Here is a 21,988-nt window from a genome sequence, read left to right as displayed (position 1 = left end):
CTTTCTCATTGCTAGGAGGTCACTAGGAGGGTTGACTCGAAAAATCTCGGGACAACCTTTGGCCGGGGAACCACTGGCCGTCCGGCAGGTTGGCGATCAGTTGGTCTATCGCGACCGCTGTCGCGAAGGGAGTCCCGGCGCTGAAGGTGGAAACCCATTCACCGTCGAAGGCGCGCGACGGGCTGACCAGCACTCGCCCCGCGGTGGTATCGACGATGCTCAGGCCGACGTCGGTGGTGGTGTGCTCGCCGTCGCGATTGCAGCCGGCGACAATCTCGACGTAGCTGCGCGGCCCGGAGAAGACGGCCTGGACCACCGGCCGCGCCGAAACTGGAATGCCGAGGTAGTCGAGAACCTCGTCGAGCGACTCGCCGGAGCGCAACCGCTCATCGGCCCTGGCACCAACCCGCATCGGCATGCTGAATTCCTCGAAGCGGGCCGGCGGCCGGGCCGACAGTCCGACCCCGAGCACCGGAACCAGGGCCCTGGGGTCGTCGATGTCCATTGCCGTGAAGGTGACCAATTGGGCCTTACGCAGCGCGACAACGGTGTTGAAGCTCGGGTGGGCCTTGCCGGCCTTGCCCATGATTCCGGCACTTTGCGCCACGATGCCGCGCAACAGATCCTCGCCGCCGTTGCCCGTGCCTGGACCCACGTAACGCAGGTCCAGCCACCGCTCGGGAAAGCAGACCACTTTGATCCACTCGGCCACCGCCGGATTGACCACACCGTCCGAGGACAACAGACCTAGCTGGGTCAGCTCATCTCGTTGCCGCGCGAAAAAGGCACTGCGCTGGGCCTCATCGCTGTAGGGCGTGGTGATCGCGAGCACCCACGGAAAGGTGCCCGCGCCAACCATCTCCGCAATGAACCACGCGTTCTCGACCGTGAGTTCAACTGCGTTGGGCATTGACTCCATTTAAAGGATTAGCCGCCCCATTTTGCGGCTTCGGACGTGTCGCGAGCCAGCATGGCCATGGTGTTGGCTTCGTGGGTTCCAGACATCGACTGGTAGGCCCGCACCAGGTCTTCCATCGCCTGGTTCCACTGCGCCTGCCACGCCTGGTAGGTCACCCCGGTGTCACCCTGCCAGGCGCTGGACAACGCGGCCTGCTCGGCGGAGATGTCGGCACCCAGCCCCTGCATCGTGCCGGCGTAGCCCGACATGTCCCCGGCGTGGGCCAGCATCGCCGGGTAGTTGTACATGATCTGTGACATCACAAACCCTTTCGTTCTATGACTGGACTCAGAAACCGGTGTACGCAGAGGCGGCCGCAGCGTCGGCAGCCACATAGGTGCCGGCGGCTTCGCCCAGGTTCGCCTGCGCGATATCCAGCAAGGTGTTCACCTTGGCGGCTGCCGCGACGAAACGCGCGTGGGCGGCCTGAAAAGATGCCGCGGACTCGCCCTGGTGAAAAGCCTGCGCCGACAGCGCAGCCTGCTCGGCCTGGCTGATGGTGTGGCGCATCAATCCGGCCTTCGCACCAAACGCTGCCTGCGACGCCACCAACTGTGGAATGTGTGCATCCAAAAGACTCATAACTATCTCCTTGTCTCCTCTCGGCGTGGGTTTCGGTCACTCACTTTGTAAACCGTCTTCTCTCCCTTCCTGGGGGCTGTCCCAGCTGCCCGGCACCATCGGCATCCGGGGACCGTTTCCAAATTCGTCCACCGCGAGCTCCGTCAGGCCCGCGGCCTGCAACACCGCCTCGGTGGATACGGTGCCGGCGAAGCCGAATTGCCCGGCCCCACGCTCGGACGCCCGTGCGGCGTCGTCGGTCGCCGCCGGCCCGGTGACACCATTTGCGTCCATATCCAGGAACTCGTCGCCGTAGTCCCGCATTTCGGTTCGCCGACGTCGCCGGCTGCGCGCGGAGGCTCGGCTGGCCGCCGCCGCGCCGGCCGCCGGGATGGTCGCAGCCGGCGCCTTGGCACCGCTTCGACCGCCTACCGTTGGCCCCAGGCTGGGACCCCAATCACCGCTGCCACCAACGGCATAGAGAAAACTCGCCGGCGCCGGAGCGCCCGGGCCCGGTGGCGCAGTTCCGGGTGCGCCGGCGCCGGCGCCCGACGCAGGAGCCCCCGCGGAGCCGGTGCCCGGCGAAGCGAGGCTGGCCGCCGGGAACACAGACTTGGCAGTGACGGCCGCGGCGGCCAGTGGCGCGGCCGCGGCCGGTACCTCCGCCGCAATCTGGATGGGCGTGAACGCTATGGCGCTCAAGGCCAGACCCAGCGCCGCCGGCAGCAGGAAAGGAGAACTCAAGATCAGGGCCCAGGTCGGCCAGCCGACGAGGTTGAAGAAAATCTGATAGCTCAACGCGAACAACAGTGGGCCGTAGGTGATGATGGCCTGCAACGGGTTGGTCAGGAACGCGATGATGATCTTGATCGTGTTTCCGATTGGGTCCTGCAGGAATTCCCAGATCAAATCGAACATCCAGGTGTTGAACCCGGTGTAGGCATTCCACAGATATTGCAGCAACTGCCAAAGCAACTGCCAGGGGTCGGAGCCCCCTGCCGCTGCGGCCCCGGACTGCGCCTGGGCCGCGTCGGCGGCAAGGTGAGCCACCTGCCCACCGCCGGGGTTGACCACCTTCGGCGGCGGACCGGTGCGCGGCGCCGAGGCCAGCGCCGCACCCGCAGTCGCCTGATACAAACCCATGGTGGTAGCGGCCAGCACCCACATCCGAACGTAGTCAGCTTCATTGAGCGCGATCGGAATCGCATTGAGCCCAAAGAAGTTTGTTGCGACCAGGACACCGTGCAGGGCGTGATTTGCGCCCAGCTCGGTGAGCGTCGGCATTGCCGCCAACGCGCCCGAGTAGGCCACCGCAGCGGCCTCGTGCTCGGCCGCCTTGCCGGCACCATCAGCGCTGGCCTGCAGCAGCCACGCCACATACGGAAGATGCGCGGCCACGTACTGGAAACCGCTTGGCCCCTGCCAGGCTCCCGCTTGCACCGCCGCCAGTACCTCACTGAGTTCCGCCGCCGCCAAGGCATACTCGGCGCTGAGCGCGCTCCAGACTCCGGCCGCTGCAAGCAGCGAAGCCGGGCCGGGACCGCTACTCAGCATCGCCGAATGCACCTCGGGTGGCGACGCAATCCAGATAGGACCGGCGGCAACAGCCATTGTCAGGCGCCTGCGATCCCGTAGGTAGCAGCGGCAACCGCATCGCCGGCGAGATAGCTCACGCCGGACTCACCCACGCCGAGACCGGCTCGTCCCAACTCTTCGACACCCTCGGCCGCCACCGCAGCGTGCTCAATGCCTTGGGCACTGAACCCGGCCGCAGTCTGCAACGACACCGGATCGACCGCGGCGGGCACCACCGCTGAGATCACTGGGGATGCGCTTGCGTGCGCAGCCGCCAGCCGGGCGGTCAGCGCTTCCACCGCGGCACTAGCCGCGGCCAATCCCTCCGGAACCACTCGCAACGTCATGACTAATTTCCCTTCTGCTGCGTTTCAGTAACTGTCGCGGCCTCACCGACAAGCGGATTGACCAATTGCACGTACGTCGGATCATCACTGTCGCCCAACAACATCGCTCGTCCCGCCGGTAGGCGACTGAACCGCTGACCGCGGATCTTGCCGCTGTCTTGCGGGTTGCCCGCCAACATCAACGTGGTCGCCTGCAGATCGTTGAACCGGCGCAACAGCGGGCTGGTCATCAGCGCGTGCGCCGATCCGGACGCGCGCGCCGTGACGATCACCCGCAACCCGAGATCTGAGGCTTGGGCCAGCAGACCGATCAGCGGTGTCCACGGCCGCTGCCCGGCAAAGGGACCCGACATCGCGGCCGTGTCCGGGATCTGGTCAACGTCATCGATGATGAGGTAGTGGGTGTGGCCCTGATAAGTCCACCGGGCCAGCTCCGCGGCAGACATGCCCGTCGGCGGCCGTCGTGAGTCGATCAGGTTGGCCAGGCCCAGCATCGCCGGGACGATCCGGTCGATGTTGGCGGTGTACTCGTTTTCGGGGAATAACGGCTCGTCAACGAGATGCAGCCGTCGATCCAGCACGGTGAAAGCCACCTGATCCTCGGTGGAGTGCTCACGAACGGTGCGGATGATGTGGCGCAGCAGGGTCGTCTTGCCCGATTTGCTGTCACCGAACACCATCAACAGCGGGTTCTCGGCAAGGTTGAGCACCACCGGCGCCAAGTCTTCTTCGCGCTGACCGATGACGATCTGATCCGGGCCGCGGTAGAGGTTTCCGACCGCGTCCGGGGCAAGGTCGATCGGCAACAGCCGCACCGGTGGGGCGGCCATGCCCGGGTAGCGCGCGTTGATTGCCGGCACCTGATCCAGCTCTGGCGCGGCGAACAGGAAATGCTCGGCGGCCATGGTTAGCCCGCGGCCGGGCTGGTCGTGCGGAACGGATTCGGCCGGTCGACGCAGCGCGCCGACCACCCGCACGTTGCTGTCCCGCGCGTCGTGCAACCGCAGTTCGAGACGCATCCCGAGACCGTCGCGCATCGCCAACGGCACCTCCAGCCAGCTGGGGGTGGTGATGATGACGTGGATCCCGTACGCCATGCCGACATTGACCAACTCAGTCACCCTGGCCAGCAACGGGTTACGAGTGTTGAACTGGTCGGTGTTGTCGCGGCTGAACGCGTACAGGTTGTCGATGACCAGGAATACCTCGCCGAAACCGTCGTCGGGGACCGAACCATGGGCCTGACCGTTTCCACCCCGGTCCCGGAACACCTCGCGCTGCTGACGCGCCAGCAGCAACTGCTCCAACTCACCGAAGGTGCGCCGAATGCGTTCGGGTTCCAGTGCGGATGCGACGCTACCGACGTGGGCCAGGTCCTGCAGCGCCCGCAGTTGCCCGCCGCCGTAGTCCAGGCAATAGAACGTGACCTCGCTGGGCGAATGCAGGCTGGCGGCCGACAGCATGAACGACTGCAGCGCGGTGGACTTTCCGGATTTGGGACCACCATGGATCACCAAGTTCCCGGCCGACGAGGTCGCATCGAACACCAGCGGGTCGCGGCGCATCTCGAATGGCTTGTCGATCTCGCCGAGGGGCCAGCGCCACTGTCGTTGCGCCACCCCGGCCGTGGCCAGCAGCGTGCTCAACGGGATGGGCTCGTCCAACGGCGGCAGCCACAGCCGCGGCGCCTGCGGACCGTAGCGGGCCAGCTGTTCGCCGATCGTTGCGATCAACTTGCGCGGCGGACCAACCGGGTGCTCCTCTTCGACCTCGGAGATGACGGTGTCCGGATCCGGCTCCACCGCGGTGGCGGTGAACAACTTGGGCTCCGGGATGTTGTGCACAACCCGGGTCTTGGTCTGCTGGGGCGGCTCGTAGATGCCGTCGACGTAGGTGCTGCGGAACCGGATCGGGGCCGCACCCGGCGCCGGAACCAGAAAGCCGACGCCCTTGTGCTCTTTGCCCGCCTCGATGTGGTAGGCGTCCTCTACCCCGATGATCTGGCGAGAAACGCTGGCGCTGGCGACTTTCAGCCCGATCCGATAGGAGGTGTTCTTGTCGATGTCCTTGATCTTGCCGACATCGAGGGTCTGGGACGCGAACAGGATGTGGATGCGGAACGACCGGCCTTTACGAGCCACGTAGTCGAACAGCTCCGCGTACTCGGGGTGGTCGGCCAGCATCAGGGTGAACTCGTCGGCGACCACGAACAGCGTCGGGATCGGGGGAAGGTCAAGTCCGGCAACGCCCGCCGATTCCCGGGCGTTCTCGTATTCGAGCACCGAGTTGAAGGCGCTGCCCTGGATCTTGCGGCCGGCCTCGCGCAACAGCGTCTCGCGACGAGCCACCTCACCGCGCAGGGTGTCGGCGAACCGGTCGGCCAGCGACTTCTTCTCGGCCATGTTGGAGATCACCGCGACGACCTGAGGGAAATTCCGGAAGCTGTCCGCCCCGGCCTCACCCTTGAAGTCGGCGTAGATGACGATGAGCCGCTCCGCTGAGTGAGTTGTCAACAGCGACAGCAAGATCGACATCAGGGTCTGGGATTTCCCGGACCCGGTCATGCCGATCATCAGGCCGTGTGGCCCCATCCCGCCTTCGGCCTCGTCCTTCAGGTCGAACATCAACGGCTCGCCGCTGGCGGTGATGCCGATCGGCACGCGCAACTCGTCGTCGCGGCGGCGCTGGCCCCAGATTGCCTGTACATCCAGCTGTGAAGCGTCCGGGATGCCCAGCAGCGTGGTGAAGCTCGCGCCGCGGGTGGCCGCCGAGCGCAGCCCGGCATGCGTTGGGTTGGAATCCCACCGCGACAGCCGGCGGGCCAGGTGTGAGGCTTCGTCGGCACCCAACTGGTCCGCGTGGTCAATGTAGGCCTGCCAGCCGCCGCCGGTCTGCCAGCGGGTGATGGCGCCATCCTCGATGCGCAGGATCGGCTTCTCCGGATCCGAATACTGCTCGCGGTGCGGAAGGGTGGACGAACAGTGCACGACGGTGACCCCGGCGCGGCCCATCGCCAGCATCGACGCGTTGATGTCGTAGTCGGGATCGTCGACCACGATCAGCAAGTGCCGCAACGCGTCTGCTGCTGAGCCGGCGTAGGCGGGGCGATCGAGTATCGCGGGAGCCAACATTTCGACCAGGTCATCGGGGTCGGCCGCCAGGTAGCGGGCCGGGCCCACGCCGTCGGCCTGACCGGGGATGTCGACGTGCGGCAACCACTTCAGCCAGGACCACTGGCCGCTTTCCAGGTCGCGGGTGGCCAGCGCCACTCCCAGCACCGTCGGGTCGTGCCAGGTCACCGCTTGGGCAACCCAGGCCCGCAGCGCGTCGCGCACCTGGGCACGGTCCCCGACGAGGGTGACCCGCGAGACCTTGGTCAGATCGATCCCGGTCGGCACGTCACGAACCGTGCGTTGGGTGTCGAGCAGGCTATGTAATGCACTGTGCGACACCGGCTCCAAGTCGATTTCATCCGCGGTGTCGCTAACCCGCAGGGTGGTGGTGAGCGGCACGGAATGGCGGCCGGCCCGCAGCACCAGGAAGTCGGGATCGTGCGGGTCGCGCTCCCATTGCCGACGGGATCCGGGTACCGCGGCCAACGCGTCCGGGTCGGGATGGGACCACTGCGCCGCGGCCCGCTGCTGAGCCGCCTGGGCCCGGATGTTGTCCCGCACCACCGACAGATAACGCAGGTAATCGGCCCGTTCGGCGTCGACTTCCTCGGTGCGCATCTTCTTGTCGTTGCCGCGGAAGAGCGCGGTCGCGGCCAGCAGCAGCACGAAGGGGAAGAACAGGGTCTGCGGGGAAATCATCTTCATCCCGGTCGCCACCAGGGCGATGATCATTCCGACGATGAGGATCACGATCAGAACAGGCATCGCACGCCGCAACATCGACGGCGGAATCACCCGCGGCAACTCCGGCGGAGCTTCGATGGTGATGGTGCCCTTGCGGGTATTCGGCGGCGCCAGCCGCCGGCGGGCCTCGAAGATCAGTCTGCTCATCGGGGCTCCCCCTCGGCCGATGCCGGACGACCCGGCTTGCTGTCAGGTGCCAACCCGTCGTGGGCCATCAGTGCGTCGGCGCGGGACAGCGTCGGGCCTGGCGCGAACAACGACAGGACGGACCACGGAATCAGTACCGGGGGATCTTGCAGCCCAAGCGCCTCAACCGTCTTGCGGCCGCCTTCCCCTTCGGTGTCGATGCCGTAGCGCACCCCGGTGTCGGAGACCCAGAACAACGACCCGGTGGGCGGCGCCGCAGGGCCACCACCAGCGGTCTGGGTGAAGTAGCCGGTACCTGGCGCCAGGGCAACTCGGGTTGCCACAGCACCGTTTTGCGATCCGCCACCCACCAAGTCGACGGTGTGGACCGCGTCGGGCACCGGCAACGCCGCTCCGGACAACAAGGTCAGCGAGCTGGTCGTCGCACCGACCGGTTTGCTCCAGTAGGCGCATGTGATGGGATTGCTTTCGGTGTCGACAAGGTGCATCGGTGTGGCGGGATAGCGGGTGGTATCCAGCATTCGCGACACCGGCAGCTTGGCGACGTCATCGGCACCGATCCGCGGCGGCTGCTGCAGACCGTAGGAGTTGGTGTTGCGCAGGATGGCAGCCAGCACCGGCGAGATCGGCTGCAGTCCGTCCGGCAGCACGGCATAGTACTGAATGCTGTTGTCACCCAGGGTGTAAGCCTGAACCACTGAGCCAATAGGCCCGGGCACGGCAAAGGCCGCCGGATTGCCTGCGTCGGGAATGGCCGGTGCCGCCAGCGGTGCCGCCTCCGGTATCGCGTTGAACAAACCCGGCGCGATGGGTCGCGGCGCGGGCAGGTCGGTGCCAAATCCCAGCGCATTGGTGACCGCATGGTCGGCCAGGTCCATCCGGCTGCGCTTGCCGTCCCACAGCAGCCAGCTACTGGTGCCGTCATTGACCAGAATCACCTGCCCGGCGCCGAGCGCGGTTGCCCGGTAGCCGCTGGGCTCCGGCGAGCCGGCGATCACCGTAACGCCGGTGCTGTGGGCGGCGCTGCCGCCTTGCGACCCACTGCTGATGGCGTCGCACACCGTCCAGTCGGAGTCGCGGGCCTCGCTCTGCACCATCCGCTCGGGGGCACCAGGAATGCCGATCAGGTTGCCGCGCGGAAAACGGTCCAGCTCAGTACTTTTCACCGTCGTGGGGTTGACGGGGTGGCCAACGATCAGCCGGGCGGAGGTCAGGTTGAGCACCGGGTGCAGGGTGTCTCCGACCCGCACGTACAGCGCGGCGGTGGACCGATCGGCGAGTACCGCGTTGCTCCCCACCTGGCCGTTGGGCCGGATGAGCGAGAATACGAAGCAGCCAACCAAACCGGTGATGAAGATCAGCACACCCATCAGGACCGAACGCGACTGGGTGCGCAACGGGTCGACCAGCATCCGGGTGTCGTGCAACGCGATACCCGAAGCGATGCGGCGCATCACGAACCGCCAACCGGTCACCTGGTGACGGGTGACGAAACCGCGCCGGTACTCGACCTTGTCGGGGTTGTCGTTGACCGGGGCACGCGACGTGAACGATCGCCGGGCACCGGCCCATTCGCCAACGGGCTCATTGGTCGTCATGCGGGCACCGAAAGACCCAGGCCGCGCAGCAGCGGTTCAACCGACCTGCCCACGTCGGAGCCGGTGATTGTCATTAGCTCGTCATCGCTGAACTCGCCGGATCCAGCGTGCTCGGAGTGGTCGAGCCGGAATTCGCGTTCTTCTTCGGAACGTTCGACGATGTTACGCACGAACCGGCCGTTGCCGGCGATGTCGAGGCTGCGCCGCGAGACTCCGTTGGAGTCCGGAGTTGAGCCGGCCGCCAGCCTGGCGAACAGTCCCTCCAAGTCCTGCAGCGCCGCCGGTTCGAAGATGCTGTCGCGCTGTTCGGCCATCTTGTGTGCGATCTCCACCAGCTCGTGTGAGGTGTACGAGGGGAAGTCGATGCTGCGGGTGAATCGCGAGCGCAAGCCCTCGTTGGTATCCAGAAACTTGTCCAGGTCGGCCCGGTAACCGGCGATGATCACCACCAGCCGATCACGGTCGTTTTCCATGCGGGCCAGCAAGGTGTCGATGGCCACCAGCCCGAAGTCGTTCTTGGCGCCGGTTGCTACCAGCGCGTAGGCCTCATCGAGGAACAGCACCCCGTCCAGTGCGCTGTCGATGATGGCGTTGGTCTTGGCCTCGGTTTCGCCGATGTGTTGGCCGATGAGGTCGGCGCGGTGCACCTCCCTGATGTTCTCCCGCTTCAACAGACCAAGGCCGCAATAGATCTTGGCAACCACGCGCGCAATCGTCGTCTTACCGGTCCCGGGCGGGCCGGCGAAGATCAGGTGGTGGGTGCGCTGAGCTACGGCAAGCCCCCGCTGCTTACGCACCAGCTCCATGGCCACCGAACTCTTCAGCCGGGAAACCTGGTTTTTCACCTCTTCCAGTCCGATGAACTCGGCCAGCTGAAGCTCGGCCTCGTGCAGCAGCACGCCCTTGCGCTCGTGGGCGGAGGGGTCGACGAAGTCGTCGGCGCTGGGCTCGGTTTCGGGATCCCAGGGGTCGGTACGAGCCTCGATCTGACCTGTCGTGGTGGTCACAATCCCAAAGCTGGTGTCGGAGAGCGCGTGCTCGATTTGCTCGGTCTCCGGATGGGCGGCATACAGGTCCTGCAGGACTTCGCTTGCCGACTCCTCGTCCACGTGGGCACGCAACACCAACGCCTTGGCCAGTGCGCCATCGACCGCGGCGACCGGAACGGGGCCGTCCGGTTCCTCGAGGTAGGACAGCGCCGGGGCAAACATGCCCAACCGGGCCAGCGCGGTGCCCAGGGTGATCTTGGCCGCGTGCGCAAAGGCCTCGTCAAGTTCGGAGTCGTTGACGATCGGGGTCAGCAGCTTGACGACATCCGACCAACGCTGGGCGCGGTAGTTGATGACGACCGCGAGCCAGCGCGCGTCGCGCCAGCTCGGCCGGCGGTCGACAATGCCCGACACCAACTCGTTGGCCTTGGCGAATTGCGCCGACTCTCCCGCCAGCGCCAGTGCCGCCGCGTACGCGAGATGAAAGCCATCCGGGTCGGTCGCCCGAAACCGCAGATAAAGGCCGGTGTCGTAGAGAAAGCCCAACGACCCGGCCGCCAACTCCACGTGGCGCTGCAACGTACCGGCCGTACCCGCGGTCCGCGAGACCGCCTCGAGGACTCCAATTGACTGATCTCCGGCGGCCGCCAATCCGGTCCATGCGTCACACTGATCGCTGGCGACCCGGGTCAGCGCACCGAAACCCGATCGTGCGGCGTCCAGGTCAGCTGGGCGCTTGCGGTCATAAACCGCGATGCCAAGCGCGCGGCAGCAGGTCGCGAACCGGCTGACAACGTCAGCGTCCACCCGGCCGCTTACCCGCGACGTAGGGGACTGAGCAGCAGGCATGCCGATATCACCACGTTTCACGCTTCTGCTGTCTCCTGAACCTCACGTTGTTCTGAACTACCGTCAAAATCAGCCCTGAAGTTAGCATTGCATAAGCTAACTGTCGAGGTGATTGCGAGCACGTTACTCACCACCGGACCTCGCGCCCCAGTGCGCTGAACTGCAACTTATAGTCCCCCGGCGGACTACTGCACACAGCTTGCATCCACATGATGAATATTTCCTCCCCAGACGAGCCCACCGAGCGTCACCAAGCACTCCAGAGTAGTGAACATGATTTTCATTATCAAACCTTGGTTGACGCCCGGACCACCCACCAGCCGACCCCTCACCACGGTTGATCACCCGCAGAACGCATCGCCTGGGCGGCGTAAACCACAAGCCGCCCAGTGGTCGGATCCGGGCATCCAGAAGTTCCGAGCCGAACCGAATCCGGCATCGATAACGGCATCGAATCGCTGATCAGGGCTTGGTGGCGCTCATCAGGGTGTTGCGCGCGAACATCGCCGCAACCTCGGACCCGGGACCGGGTACCGGTCGGCCCACCTCGCGCAGGTAGTTGTTCAACGGGGTGCCCAGCGCGGTCCAGCCGTGTTCGCTAAACCAGTCGGCGGCCGGGGCACATCGCTAGTTGTAGAGCAGCTGGAAAAACGGCCGCTCACCTCCAGCAGCCACGGCGGCGCGTTCTTCCTCCAACTTGGCGGCGAACTCCGCGTCGGGCAGCGGTGCACCATCCTCCACCGCGACATGACTGCCGAGGCAGGCCAGGCTGTCGATGCCGGTAAACAGTTGCTCTTGCGCCGCAGCGGGCAGATAAATCAGCAACCCTTCGGCGATCCACGCCGACGGAGCTTCGGCATCAAAGCCGCTGTCCCGTAGCGCCTGGGGCCAATCGTCTCGCAGATCGACGGCGATCTCCCGACGCTCGGTGCGCGGTCGAACACCATGGCCACCGAGCACCTCACGCTTGAAATCGAGGACCTGAGGTCGGTCCAACTCGAAGATGGTGGTCCCGTCCGGCCAGGACAATCGGTAGGCGCGCGAATCCAGCCCCGCCGCCAAGACCACCACCTGCCGCACTCCCGCCTCGACCGCGCGGCGGAAGTAGGCGTCGAAGTACTTGGTGCGGGCACCCTGGAAATTGACGAAGTGCTTGCCAAAGTCGTCGCTCTGCAATTCGTGGTCCGCTGCGTTGCCGTCCAGGACGTCGGCCCAGGAACCGCCGACGGCGCGGCAGAACAGCTCCGCGTACGGGTCCACGGCCAAGGGGTCGGGCTTCAGCGCCTCTAGTGCACGTGCCGTGGCGACGAATAGTGCCGTCGACCCAACACTGGTGGTGATGTCCCAGCTATCGCCTTCGCTACGCACCCAACCGACATTACGCGGCTAGTCGCTCGGCGCATCCGAGTCGGTGTCCCAGGTACCCGGAAGCATCGGCATCTTCGGACCGCCACCGAACTCGTCGGCGACCAGAGTGGTCAACCCCGCCGCCGTGGCGGCCGATTCGCTGTGCACCGTGCCGGCGAATCCCAGTCGCCCGGCACCCTGCGTCGAGGCCACCGGCTCATCGTCACGGGGTCCGCCCCAGTCCGGATCGACCTCCACGTCCATGAACTCCTCGCCGTAGCCACGTTCCGTCTTGCGCTTGCGCCGACGCCGACGTGCCTCCTCGCGCGCGGCCGCCGCGGCGGCCAGCGCCGCGGAATCCGGCTCCGGCGCCTTTCTCCTGGCGCTCGCGGCCGCGCTGGCGCTCATGCCTTCGCCATAGCCGATACCGGGACCACCCCCCACCACGAAGGGGAACCCGAAGCCCGCTGCGGCCGGGGCGGGCGGGGGCGGCGGCGCGGCGTTGGCCACCGTGCTCGCCGCGGACGGCGGTGCAGATGGCGGCGTGGGCGCCGCCACCGACGCGGCGACCGTGGGGGCCAACGCAACGCTGGGCGGCATCGGCGGGGCGATCGGCGCGATGGCGGCCGGAAGGGCGGCCGAATGCAGACCGGCCAGCCCGGATAGCCCGGCCAATCCCGATATCGCCCCCAGATTGGCAACAACGCCACCGAGTGCAACGGCGAGCAACTGCGGGGATTGCGCCAGCGCTTGAATGATCTGGGCGATGTGCGTCGGCCAATCGAACAAGACGAGTTCGACCATGAACTCGATGGCGCCGATCGGATTGGTGAACAATTCCTTGATGAAGGTCTGAAAGTCCTGACCGAACTCCAGGGCACGAACCAGCCACCAGATCGGTTGGGCTGCGTTGACGTAGTCGTCGTAGGGGATGCCGTTCACGGTCCCTTCGGCGGGATCCCAGATGATCCTGCCGCCGCTGATGATGCGCAGTACCTCGGCAACGAAGTAGTCGATCAGGGTGGGATCGCCCCCATGGTCATGGTCATGGTCATGGGCGGCGGCCGGCGCTGCCAGGATGCGCGGAGCCGGAGTGCTCGGTGGCGTCGACGCCACGGCGGCCGCGGATACCGCTTGATAGGTCGACATGGTGGTCGCCGCTTGAATCCACATTCGGACGTAGTCGGCCTCGTTGGCGGCGATCGGAATGGTGTTGATGCCGAAGAAGTTCGTCGCCATCAAGACCCCGTGGATGACGTGGTTGGCGGCCAGCTCCGGCATGGTCGGCATGGCCGCCAATGCGGTGGTGTAGGCGGCGGCCGCCGCCTCATGCTGTGCAGCCGCCTGCGCACTGGTCGCGCTGGCCCGCATCAGCCACATCAGGTATGGCACATGGGCGGCCACATACAGCTCTGCGCTCAACCCCTCCCAGGCCCCGCCCTGCACCGCTGCGAGCACGCCCATGAGTTCGTCTGCCACCGACGCGTACTCGGTGCTCAACCCCGCCCACGCCGCAGCCCCCGACAGCAGCGACGCCGGCCCCGGGCCGCTGCTGAGCAGAGCCGAATGCACCTCAGGCGGCGAGGCGAACCACACCGGAGCCACCACGGCCAGCACTGCCAGCACTGCCAGCACTGCCAGCACCGCCAGCACCGCCAGCACCGCCAGCACCGCCAGAGATGAATATGATTGTCATTATCGACATTCGACACCACGGACGGCCACATTGCAAGTCCGGCGGGAAACCACTTCCTGGGGGTTTTGGAGGCCGCCATCAGGTCCATCAACGCCGGTGGGCGGCCCAACGGATCGGGCCGAACGGATCTGGTCAGGGCGCGCCGAAGTCCACGCCCCTTCCGTAAGATGGAGAGTCAGCCGCGTTGGCCGGACCGCCCGCTCGGGCGTTACACCAACCGACGGCCGGTCCTGATCCGGCGGTCCAGGTCCCAGAGCATGAAATTGAACGGGAACTCGCGCACGATTCGCGGCATCATCCGATTCAGCGCACCCACCACGGCAATCAACCGATCGAACCGCCGTTGCTTGGCCGCATCCCAGGGCAACCGCATCTCGTCACGGAACCGCTGCGGCAGAAAACCGGTGGTGATCAGCAGCGCCAAGCCTTCCGACCACCGCCGCAGCGGGCCCGGCAGGGCAACCCCGCGCACCCGGGACGCGGCGATCGGATACAGATATTCGCGCACGGCGTCATCAATGTGGATCTTCTGCAGCGACTCCTGCCAGTACCGATCAAAGGCGGCCCGATCCGGCGGCCACAGCTCGGCGGGCACCTGCAGGGTGGTGCCCATCGACATGCCGTCGCGATAGTGGCGATCGGCCTCCTCGTCGTCCATCTCGCCGACGAAAGTTCGATAGATATCAACGCCGCCCTTATACAGGCAGGCCGCCACCCACAGCTGCAGCTCCACGTCGAAGGCGCTGTAACTCACCGGGCTCTCCGGTGTCGAGTAGACCTGGGCATGGACCCGGTTCACGGCACGGCGAAAGGCGGCCTTTTGCTCATCGGTGCCGGCGCTGGCCACCGCAACGTAGGTGAAGGTGGTTCGGGCCCGTTTTATCGGGTGGCGGTCGATTCGACCGCTTTCGACCCGACTTTCCATCACGGCGTGTCCAACTCCAGGACGCGCCAACTCCATGATCACGTTGGCCGGACCGGCCAGCAGCGCCACCCCCATCAGCCCATCCCCGAAACCGCCGCGTTTTCGCTGCCCGACCTGGCGCGGCGGGTCAGAGATCGGCCGCTCGACATGCGGCGCAAGCCGGCCCGCCGCCTCCTGGATCGTCACCGAAACCCCCTGCCCGCGGGTATCAATTGTGAAAACACCTGTTTCCCGATGGTGTCGTGCTACCGCTTTAATGTCAAGATATTTGGCAATGACTAGTAATACCGAGGGGTCCAGCGCCCCAAGCTTGCGTCCGTACCGGGGAGTGGAGGCGACCGAACGGCTCGCAGCTCGCCGCAGCCAGCTACTCCAGTCCGGGCTGGAACTGCTCGGTTCCAGCGATCGCGATATCGCCGAGCTAACGGTGCGGGGCATCTGCCGCCAGGCCGGCCTGTCGGCACGCTATTTCTACGAGAGCTTCCCCGACAAGGATGAATTCATCGGCGGGGTCTTCGACTGGGTGGTCGGCGATCTGGCCACCACCATCCAGGCCGCGGTTGCGACGGTGCCCCCTCCCGAGCAGGCCCGCGCCGGGATCGCCGAAATTGTGCGCACCATCGTCGGTGACGCCCGCATCGGGCGGCTGCTCTTCAGCACCCACCTGGCCAATCCCGTGGTCGTGCGCAAGCGCACCGAATCCAGCGCACTGTTCGCCATGCTGTCGGGCCAGCATGCCGGCGATGCGCTCAGAATCCCGGCCAACGACCGGATCAAGGTGGGCGCGCACTTCATCGTCGGCGGCGTTGCCCAGACCATCAGCGCCTGGATCGAGGGCGACGTCGAACTCGAGCCCGGCCAGCTCGTCGACCAGCTGGCTTCGCTGCTCGATGAACTCTCCGATCCCAGGCTTTACGGCCTCAGGGGAACAAGGGCAGGTGCCACAGCCGCGTCCCTGGCTCAATAAGCCACAGCCGCGCCAGCGTGAGTCGCATGATGCGTTGCGCCCCGGTGATCATCACGACGGCTATCGGTAGCTCGATGAACAGCGCGGACCCCACCGACCACCAGCGGTCGCTGGGCCCCGCCGTCATCAGATCGAACCAGGCGTCACAGATCAGCAGCACACCGGTGGTGAAAGCGGTCAGCAGCAGCAGTTGGCGGCGCAGATAGCCCAGCACCGCGGTAGCCGCCATGAAGGCCACCAACAGGATGTCGAAGCCCACCCAAGTGGCCGGCCAGTTGTGCGCCACGTAGTTGCCCGGCAAGGTCAGCCCCAGAAATACCGTCCACGGGATCAGCACCAGCGCGCAACTGATGATGAGCCGCAGTCGGATACGACGAGTCCGGGAGAGGATCGTCGGGTCCACCAACTCGCCAAGTGGCCGTTCCAGCCAGGAAATCAGATCACGCCGTTGCTGCGGGCTCAGTGCCGCGATCTGATCGTCGGTCAAGATAGCGTCGGTCACGCTTACCTAGTGCCCCGCTGCCACCGGAGGCCGCCGGTCTGCCGCCGTGCGGGGCACCGCCGGCGTGTCGTCGGCAGTGAACTCCTTTATCCAGCAGGCGAATTCCAGCGTGATGCCATCGGGATCCTGGAAGTAGAAGGAGCGAACGTACAGCCCCGGATGCACCGTCGCCGACACCTGGAACTCGCTGTGGTCGTGATTGAGCACGGGGCCGACCCGCACGCCCTTGTCCTTCAACCGTTGCCGGTAGGCGTCGAACTTTTCCGCCGGTACGTGAAAGGCCAGATGGTTCATGGTGCTCACGGCGCTGGTGATGTCGCCAATGCCGGGGATGGCCCCCGGCGACGAGATGCCCGGGACGCGATCGGGTGCGTCGGCGAACCAGAAGAAGGCGACGCAGTCACCGTTGCCCGCATCGAAAAAGAAGTGCTGGCCCTGGCCGCCGGGCAGGTCGAGCGACTTGATCAGCGGCATCCCGAGGATGTTGCTGTAGAAGTCCACGGTACGAGCCATGTCCGAACAGACCAGCGCGACGTGGTTGATTCCGCCGAACTCGAATTCGGTATTGGTGTTGTGCGGCTTGATCATCTGTTGACTCCGATCAAGTGCGTGGCCTGGCCACGATTCAAATCTGAATCTAACATCAGATTCAGATTTGTTCCAGAGGAGGTACGCCAGGTGCCGGAGTTCCCGACGCACCGCGGACGCCAGACGCAGGCCGCGATCGACACCGCCGCCCGGACGGTTATTGCGCGCAAGGGCATCTTGGCCACCACGATTGCCGACATCGCCGCCGAGGCCGGCCGCTCGGCGGCATCCTTCTACAACTACTACGACTCCAAAGAAGCGATGGTCCGCCAGTGGGCACTGCGGTTTCGCGATGAAGTCAACCAGCGGGCGCTGTCGGTGACCAGCCACGGTCTCTCCAATCGGGAGCGCGCCTACGAAGCCGCCGCCGCGCACTGGAACACCTATCGCAACCGCCTCGCGGAGATGGTCAGCGTGTCGCAGTTGGCCATGGTCAATGAGGACTTTGCCCAACAGTGGGCCGATATGTGTGCAATCCCCATCAGTTTCATCAAGGAAACGGTCAAGCGCGCCCAGGCCGAGGGCTACTGCCCGGGCGACGACCCGCAGCTGGTCGCCGAGGCGATCGTGGCGATGTTCAACCAGTTCTGTTACATCCAGCTCAGCGGGTCTCGCACCAAAGAACCCGACGACCTGGCCTGCATCCAGACCCTGGCCAACATCTACTACCGAGCCATCTACGGCGTGGAGGTCTCCTGAATTGTCCGCTGCAACCGGCACACCCGAGATCAACCGCGAGTTCGTCGGGCTGAGTTCGCCGACCGCCGGACGAGCCGGTGCCGGCGGACACCCGCGCCAAGGGCTCTATCACCGTGCCGCCGGAACCAGGCCAACGGTGGCGATGATCGCCACGCACTACCAGATCGATTTCTCCGAGCACTACCTCGCCGACTACATGGCCGCCCGCGGCATCGGGTTCCTGGGCTGGAACACCAGGTTTCGCGGCTTCGAAAGCAACTTTGCGCTGGACCACGCGCTGGTCGACATCGGGGTCGGGGTGCGCTGGCTGCGCGAGGTCGCCGGCGCGGAAACGGTGGTGCTGCTGGGCAACTCCGGAGGCGGGTCGCTGATGGCCGCCTATCAGTCACAGGCGGTGGATCCAAACGTAACGCCGCTGGCGGGAACGCGCCCGGCGGCCGGCGTCAACGAACTACCCACCGCGGACGGCTACGTGGCCACCGCCGCCCATCCCGGCCGCCCGGAAGTGCTGACGGCCTGGATGGACGCCGCCGTCATCGACGAAAACGACCCCGTTGCAACCGATCCCGACCTGGACCTGTTCAACGAGCGCAACGGGCCGCCATACTCCCCAGAGTTCCTCAGCCGCTACCGGGCGGCGCAGGCGGCGCGCAACGAGAGCATCACCGACTGGGCCGAGGACGAACTCAAACGCGTACGCGCCGCGGGATTTTCCGACCGGCCATTCACCGTGATGCGCACCTGGGCCGATCCGCGCATGGTCGACGCCAGCATCGAACCAACCAACCGAGAGCCCAATCTGTGCTACGCCGGAAAACCGGTGCGGGCAAACCGCTCAGCGCGCGGCATCGCCGCGGCCTGCACGCTGCGCAACTGGCTGGGCATGTGGAGCCTGCGGGTGGCGCAGACCCGGGCGGCACCGCACCTAGCCCGGATCACGTGTCCCGCCCTGGTGATCAATGCCGACGCCGACACCGGAGTGTTCCCCTCCGACGCGCAGTGCATCTACGACGGGCTCGCCAGCACGGACAAAGCACGCGCCTCCATCGATACCGACCACTACTTCACCACCCCCGGCGCACGCGACGAACAAGCCGACACCATCACAAACTGGATAGCGAAGCGGTGGCAGTGAACCAGCCGTTACGAGTTCTGGCCCACTTCGTGCCCGGCGAGAAAGTACTTGAATTTGTTGCCGCACAGCGCGATTGGCTCGAAATCAGGTGGTGCGCCGAAGACGACGACAGTGGCTTCTATCGGGAGTTGGACCACGCCGAGGTAATTTGGCACGTCTTGCGTCCACTCTCGGGCGCCGACCTGCAACGCGCGCCGCGGTTGCGGCTGGTCCAAAAGCTCGGCGCCGGAGTGAACACGATCGACGTGGCGACCGCGACCAAGCACGGCATCGCGGTCGCCAACATGCCCGGCGCCAACGCGCCTTCGGTCGCCGAGGGCACGGTGCTGCTCATGCTGGCGGCGCTGCGCCGGCTGCCGGAGCTCGACGCGGCGACCCGGCAGGGACGGGGCTGGCCAACCGACCCGCAACTGGGCGAATCGGTGCGCGACATCGGCAGTTGCACCGTCGGACTGATCGGTTACGGCAACATCGCCAAGCGGGTGGCCACCATAGTCTCCGCGATGGGCGCAACCGTGCTGCACACCAGCACCCGAGACGACGGGAGGCCCGGCTGGCGGCCCCTGCCCGAACTGCTGGCCACCAGTGACATCGTCTCGCTGCACCTGCCCTTGACGCCGCACACCGATCGGCTGCTCGACGCCGACGCCCTGGCCCGGATAAAGCCGAATTCGTTGCTGATCAACACTTCTCGCGGCGCCGTCGTCGACGAAGACGCCCTGGTTGACGCGCTGCGCAGCGGATCGCTGGCCGCCGCCGGGCTCGACGTGTTCACCGTGGAGCCGGTGGTGCCCGAGAATCCGTTGCTGCGCCTGGACAACGTGGTGCTCACCCCCCACGTCACCTGGTACACCGTCGACACCATGCGGCGCTATCTGACCGAGGCCGTCGACAACTGCCGCAGCCTGCGCGACGGCCTGTCACTAGCCAATGCGGTCAACTGCCAAGCCGATTGTTAGCTTGGAGGTGCTTGGCCGATATGGCGGTTCAGCAATAAAGCAAGGGAAGGCGAGCAATGCCGATCGCGATAACCCCTGAGCATCGGGACCTGGACGATTCGGTGCGATCACTGGTAGCGCGCGTGGCGCCGTCGGAAGTGCTGCACGCGGCTATGGAAACTCCGGTCGAGAATCCACCGCCCTACTGGCAAGCGGCGGCCGAACAAGGCTTGCAGGGTGTTCATCTCGCCGAGTCCGTCGGCGGACAGGGTTACGGGATCCTCGAGCTGGCTGTGGCGCTGGCCGAATTCGGCTACGGGGCGGTCCCCGGTCCGTTCGTCCCGTCGGCGATCGCCAGCGCACTGATTTCGGTGCATGACCCCGAGGCCAAGGTGCTTTCCGAACTCGCCAGCGGTGCCGCCATCGCGGCCTACGCGCTGGACTCGGGGCTCACCGCAACGCGCCAGGGGCTAGAGGACGGTGGCGTGCTGGTCATCCGCGGCGAGGTCCGCGCGGTTCCAGCCGCAGCCCAGGCCTCCATTCTGGTGCTGCCGGTCGCCATCGATAGCGGCGACGAGTGGGTGGTGCTGCGCGCCGAGCAACTTGAAATCGAACCGGTCCGCAGCCTCGACCCGCTGCGCCCCGTCGCACACGTCCGCGCCAACGCCGTCGAGGTTGGCGATGACGTGGTGCTGAGCAATCTGAGCATGACCACCGCCCACGCGCTGATGTCCACCCTACTCTCGGCCGAGGCGGTGGGTGTAGCCCGCTGGGCCACCGATGCCGCGTCGGGTTACGCCAAGATCCGCGAACAGTTCGGCAGGCCGATCGGCCAGTTCCAGGCGATCAAGCACAAATGCGCCGAGATGATCGCCGACACCGAGCGCGCCACCGCCGCCGTGTGGGACGCGGCCCGCGCGCTAGACGAGGACAGCCCGCACATCGAGTTCGCCGCGGCCGTCGCCGCGACACTGGCACCGGCCGCAGCCCAGCGCTGCACCCAGGACTGCATACAGGTGCACGGCGGCATCGGCTACACCTGGGAGCACGACACCAACGTCTACTACCGCCGGGCCCTGATGCTGGCGGCCTGTTTCGGCCGCAGCGTCGAGTACCCGCAGCGGGTGGTGGACACCGCGACCACCACGGGCATGCGAGCGGTGGACATCGACTTGGATCCCGACACCGAGAAGCTGCGGGCCGAGATTCGCGCCGATGTGGAGGCCCTCAAGCGGATGGATCGGGAGCCCCGAAAGGCCGCGATCGCCGAAGGCGGCTGGGTGCTGCCATATCTGCCCAAGCCCTGGGGACGGGCCTCCAGCCCGGTCGAGCAGGTCATCATCGCCCAGGAGTTCAGCACCGGTCGGGTAAAACGGCCCCAGGTCGGCATCGCGGCGTGGATCCTCCCGTCGATCGTGGCGTTCGGTACCGAAGAGCAGAAGCAACGATTTCTGCCGCCCACCTTCCGCGGCGAGATGATCTGGTGCCAGCTGTTCTCGGAGCCCGGCGCCGGCTCGGACCTGGCCGGTCTGAGCACGAAGGCGACACGGGTAGACGGCGGCTGGCGCATCACCGGACAGAAAATTTGGACCACCGCCGCTCAGTACTCGCAATGGGGCGCGCTACTGGCCAGAACCGATCCGAACGCACCCAAGCACAACGGCATCACCTACTTCCTGCTGGACATGAAAAGCGAAGGCGTACAGGTAAAGCCGCTGCGCAAGCTGACCGGCCACGAAATGTTCAACACCGTCTACATCGACGATGTGTTCGTCCCGGACGAGTGTGTCCTGGGCGAAGTCAACCGGGGCTGGGAAGTCAGCCGCAACACCCTGACCGCCGAACGAGTATCGATTGGCAGCATCGACAACAACTTCCTGGCCACCTTGCCGCAGTTCGTCGAGTTCGTCCGGGACGGCCAGTTCGATCAGGTCGCCCAGCACCGCGCCGGACACCTGATCGCCGAGGGTCACGCCGCCAAGGTGCTCAACCTGCGCTCCACCCTGTTGACCCTCTCGGGTGGGGACGCCATGCCGTCGGCGGCGATATCCAAGCTGTTGTCGATGCGCACCGGTCAGGGCTATGCGGAGTTCGCCGTGTCGTCGTTCGGCACGGATGCCGCGATCGGCGACACCGACGAGTTGGCCGGTAAGTGGGGCGAGTACCTGCTATCCAGTCGCGCCACCACGATCTACGGCGGCACCTCCGAGGTGCAGCTCAACATCATCGCCGAGCGGCTGCTGGGCCTGCCCCGCGACCCGTAAGCCGCAAGCGGTCTGTCTGCGATTCGGTTCGATCCGCGGCGGGCTT

17 protein-coding genes and 1 pseudogene are annotated in these 21,988 nt (G+C 66.0%); 5 read left to right on the top strand and 13 right to left on the bottom strand.

What is annotated here, in order from left to right; all coding sequences use genetic code 11:
* Window positions 1-22: 22 nt before the first annotated feature.
* From CKW46_RS05085 to CKW46_RS05035, 11 genes and pseudogenes are all read right to left on the bottom strand, one after another.
* Window positions 23-919, bottom strand: a complete 897-nt coding sequence (locus CKW46_RS05085; protein ID WP_015354282.1) for an ESX secretion-associated protein EspG — start codon at window positions 917-919, stop codon at window positions 23-25.
* An 8-nt stretch (window positions 920-927) separates the two neighbouring features.
* Window positions 928-1,218 (bottom strand): WXG100 family type VII secretion target, encoded by a 291-nt coding sequence (locus CKW46_RS05080; protein ID WP_012392512.1) that lies wholly within the window; start codon window positions 1,216-1,218, stop codon window positions 928-930.
* A gap of 28 nt (window positions 1,219-1,246) precedes the next feature.
* Entirely contained in the window at window positions 1,247-1,540 is a 294-nt protein-coding gene (esxG, locus tag CKW46_RS05075; protein ID WP_011739406.1) for a type VII secretion system protein EsxG, read from the bottom strand.
* 36 nt (window positions 1,541-1,576) lie between these two features.
* A complete protein-coding gene (locus tag CKW46_RS05070; protein ID WP_482052918.1) occupies window positions 1,577-3,130 on the bottom strand; it encodes a PPE family protein in 1,554 nt (517 codons plus the stop codon).
* A 2-nt stretch (window positions 3,131-3,132) separates the two neighbouring features.
* Complete coding sequence (locus CKW46_RS05065) at window positions 3,133-3,441, bottom strand: PE family protein (protein WP_011739404.1); 309 nt, start codon at window positions 3,439-3,441, stop codon at window positions 3,133-3,135.
* Between the two features lie 2 nt (window positions 3,442-3,443).
* Window positions 3,444-7,445, bottom strand: coding sequence for a type VII secretion protein EccCa (gene eccCa, locus CKW46_RS05060; protein WP_482052917.1), 4,002 nt, complete (start codon window positions 7,443-7,445; stop codon window positions 3,444-3,446).
* Window positions 7,442-9,043 (bottom strand): type VII secretion protein EccB, encoded by a 1,602-nt coding sequence (gene eccB / locus CKW46_RS05055; RefSeq protein ID WP_117436219.1) that lies wholly within the window; start codon window positions 9,041-9,043, stop codon window positions 7,442-7,444. The genes eccCa and eccB overlap by 4 nt, the downstream gene beginning before the upstream one ends.
* A complete protein-coding gene (eccA3, locus tag CKW46_RS05050; RefSeq protein ID WP_015354278.1) occupies window positions 9,040-10,902 on the bottom strand; it encodes a type VII secretion system ESX-3 AAA family ATPase EccA3 in 1,863 nt (620 codons plus the stop codon). Before eccA3 ends, eccB begins: the two co-directional genes overlap by 4 nt.
* Window positions 10,903-11,343: 441 nt before the next feature.
* Window positions 11,344-12,249 (bottom strand): annotated as a pseudogene (locus CKW46_RS05045) (class I SAM-dependent methyltransferase).
* Window positions 12,250-12,267: 18 nt separating this feature from the next.
* Window positions 12,268-13,845: a PPE family protein gene (locus CKW46_RS05040; protein WP_482053365.1), complete on the bottom strand. Its 1,578-nt coding sequence runs from the start codon at window positions 13,843-13,845 to the stop codon at window positions 12,268-12,270.
* 287 nt (window positions 13,846-14,132) lie between these two features.
* Window positions 14,133-15,035 (bottom strand): oxygenase MpaB family protein, encoded by a 903-nt coding sequence (locus tag CKW46_RS05035; RefSeq protein ID WP_482052916.1) that lies wholly within the window; start codon window positions 15,033-15,035, stop codon window positions 14,133-14,135.
* Window positions 15,036-15,123: 88 nt separating this feature from the next.
* On the opposite strand from CKW46_RS05035, the gene CKW46_RS05030 reads away from it, so the two are divergent.
* Window positions 15,124-15,816: a TetR/AcrR family transcriptional regulator gene (locus CKW46_RS05030; RefSeq protein ID WP_482052915.1), complete on the top strand. Its 693-nt coding sequence runs from the start codon at window positions 15,124-15,126 to the stop codon at window positions 15,814-15,816.
* Here CKW46_RS05030 and CKW46_RS05025 read toward each other — a convergent pair.
* Both CKW46_RS05025 and CKW46_RS05020 read right to left on the bottom strand, forming a co-directional pair.
* Entirely contained in the window at window positions 15,770-16,318 is a 549-nt protein-coding gene (locus tag CKW46_RS05025; protein ID WP_020784993.1) for a hypothetical protein, read from the bottom strand. The two genes, CKW46_RS05030 and CKW46_RS05025, sit on opposite strands and share 47 nt — an antisense overlap.
* Window positions 16,319-16,324: 6 nt before the next feature.
* Window positions 16,325-16,906: a VOC family protein gene (locus tag CKW46_RS05020; RefSeq protein WP_015354272.1), complete on the bottom strand. Its 582-nt coding sequence runs from the start codon at window positions 16,904-16,906 to the stop codon at window positions 16,325-16,327.
* A 90-nt stretch (window positions 16,907-16,996) separates the two neighbouring features.
* On the opposite strand from CKW46_RS05020, the gene CKW46_RS05015 reads away from it, so the two are divergent.
* Genes CKW46_RS05015 through CKW46_RS05000 form a run of 4 tightly spaced genes read left to right on the top strand, consistent with a single transcriptional unit; the run spans window position 16,997 to window position 21,942 of the window.
* On the top strand, window positions 16,997-17,605 hold the full coding sequence (locus CKW46_RS05015; protein ID WP_012392500.1) for a TetR/AcrR family transcriptional regulator: 609 nt from the start codon (window positions 16,997-16,999) through the stop codon (window positions 17,603-17,605).
* 1 nt (window position 17,606) lies between these two features.
* Window positions 17,607-18,740 (top strand): alpha/beta hydrolase, encoded by a 1,134-nt coding sequence (locus tag CKW46_RS05010; RefSeq protein WP_482052914.1) that lies wholly within the window; start codon window positions 17,607-17,609, stop codon window positions 18,738-18,740.
* On the top strand, window positions 18,731-19,699 hold the full coding sequence (locus tag CKW46_RS05005) for a 2-hydroxyacid dehydrogenase (protein ID WP_482052913.1): 969 nt from the start codon (window positions 18,731-18,733) through the stop codon (window positions 19,697-19,699). Before CKW46_RS05010 ends, CKW46_RS05005 begins: the two co-directional genes overlap by 10 nt.
* A 56-nt stretch (window positions 19,700-19,755) precedes the next feature.
* Window positions 19,756-21,942 carry an acyl-CoA dehydrogenase family protein gene (locus CKW46_RS05000; protein WP_482052912.1) on the top strand — a complete coding sequence of 729 codons (2,187 nt, stop codon included), beginning with the start codon at window positions 19,756-19,758 and terminating at the stop codon, window positions 21,940-21,942.
* Window positions 21,943-21,988 lie beyond the last annotated feature (46 nt).

The organism is Mycobacterium liflandii (genome assembly GCF_022354805.1).
Classification (GTDB): Bacteria; Actinomycetota; Actinomycetes; order Mycobacteriales; family Mycobacteriaceae; genus Mycobacterium; species Mycobacterium marinum.
The sequence above is the reverse complement of the archived record's forward strand: the minus strand, read 5'-3'. Positions and strand labels throughout refer to the sequence as shown.

Bases quoted from the DNA above. Each gene is read 5' to 3' on its own strand.
- CKW46_RS05000 (WP_482052912.1), top strand. From the start codon at position 19,756: ATGCCGATCGCGATAACCCCTGAGCATCGGGACCTGGACGATTCGGTG.
- CKW46_RS05030 (WP_482052915.1), top strand. From the start codon at position 15,124: ATGACTAGTAATACCGAGGGGTCCAGCGCCCCAAGCTTGCGTCCGTAC.
- CKW46_RS05080 (WP_012392512.1), bottom strand. From the start codon at position 1,218: ATGTCACAGATCATGTACAACTACCCGGCGATGCTGGCCCACGCCGGG.
- esxG (WP_011739406.1), bottom strand. From the start codon at position 1,540: ATGAGTCTTTTGGATGCACACATTCCACAGTTGGTGGCGTCGCAGGCA.
- eccCa (WP_482052917.1), bottom strand. From the start codon at position 7,445: ATGAGCAGACTGATCTTCGAGGCCCGCCGGCGGCTGGCGCCGCCGAAT.
- CKW46_RS05085 (WP_015354282.1), bottom strand. From the start codon at position 919: ATGGAGTCAATGCCCAACGCAGTTGAACTCACGGTCGAGAACGCGTGG.
- eccB (WP_117436219.1), bottom strand. From the start codon at position 9,043: ATGACGACCAATGAGCCCGTTGGCGAATGGGCCGGTGCCCGGCGATCG.
- CKW46_RS05070 (WP_482052918.1), bottom strand. From the start codon at position 3,130: ATGGCTGTTGCCGCCGGTCCTATCTGGATTGCGTCGCCACCCGAGGTG.
- CKW46_RS05065 (WP_011739404.1), bottom strand. From the start codon at position 3,441: ATGACGTTGCGAGTGGTTCCGGAGGGATTGGCCGCGGCTAGTGCCGCG.
- CKW46_RS05020 (WP_015354272.1), bottom strand. From the start codon at position 16,906: ATGATCAAGCCGCACAACACCAATACCGAATTCGAGTTCGGCGGAATC.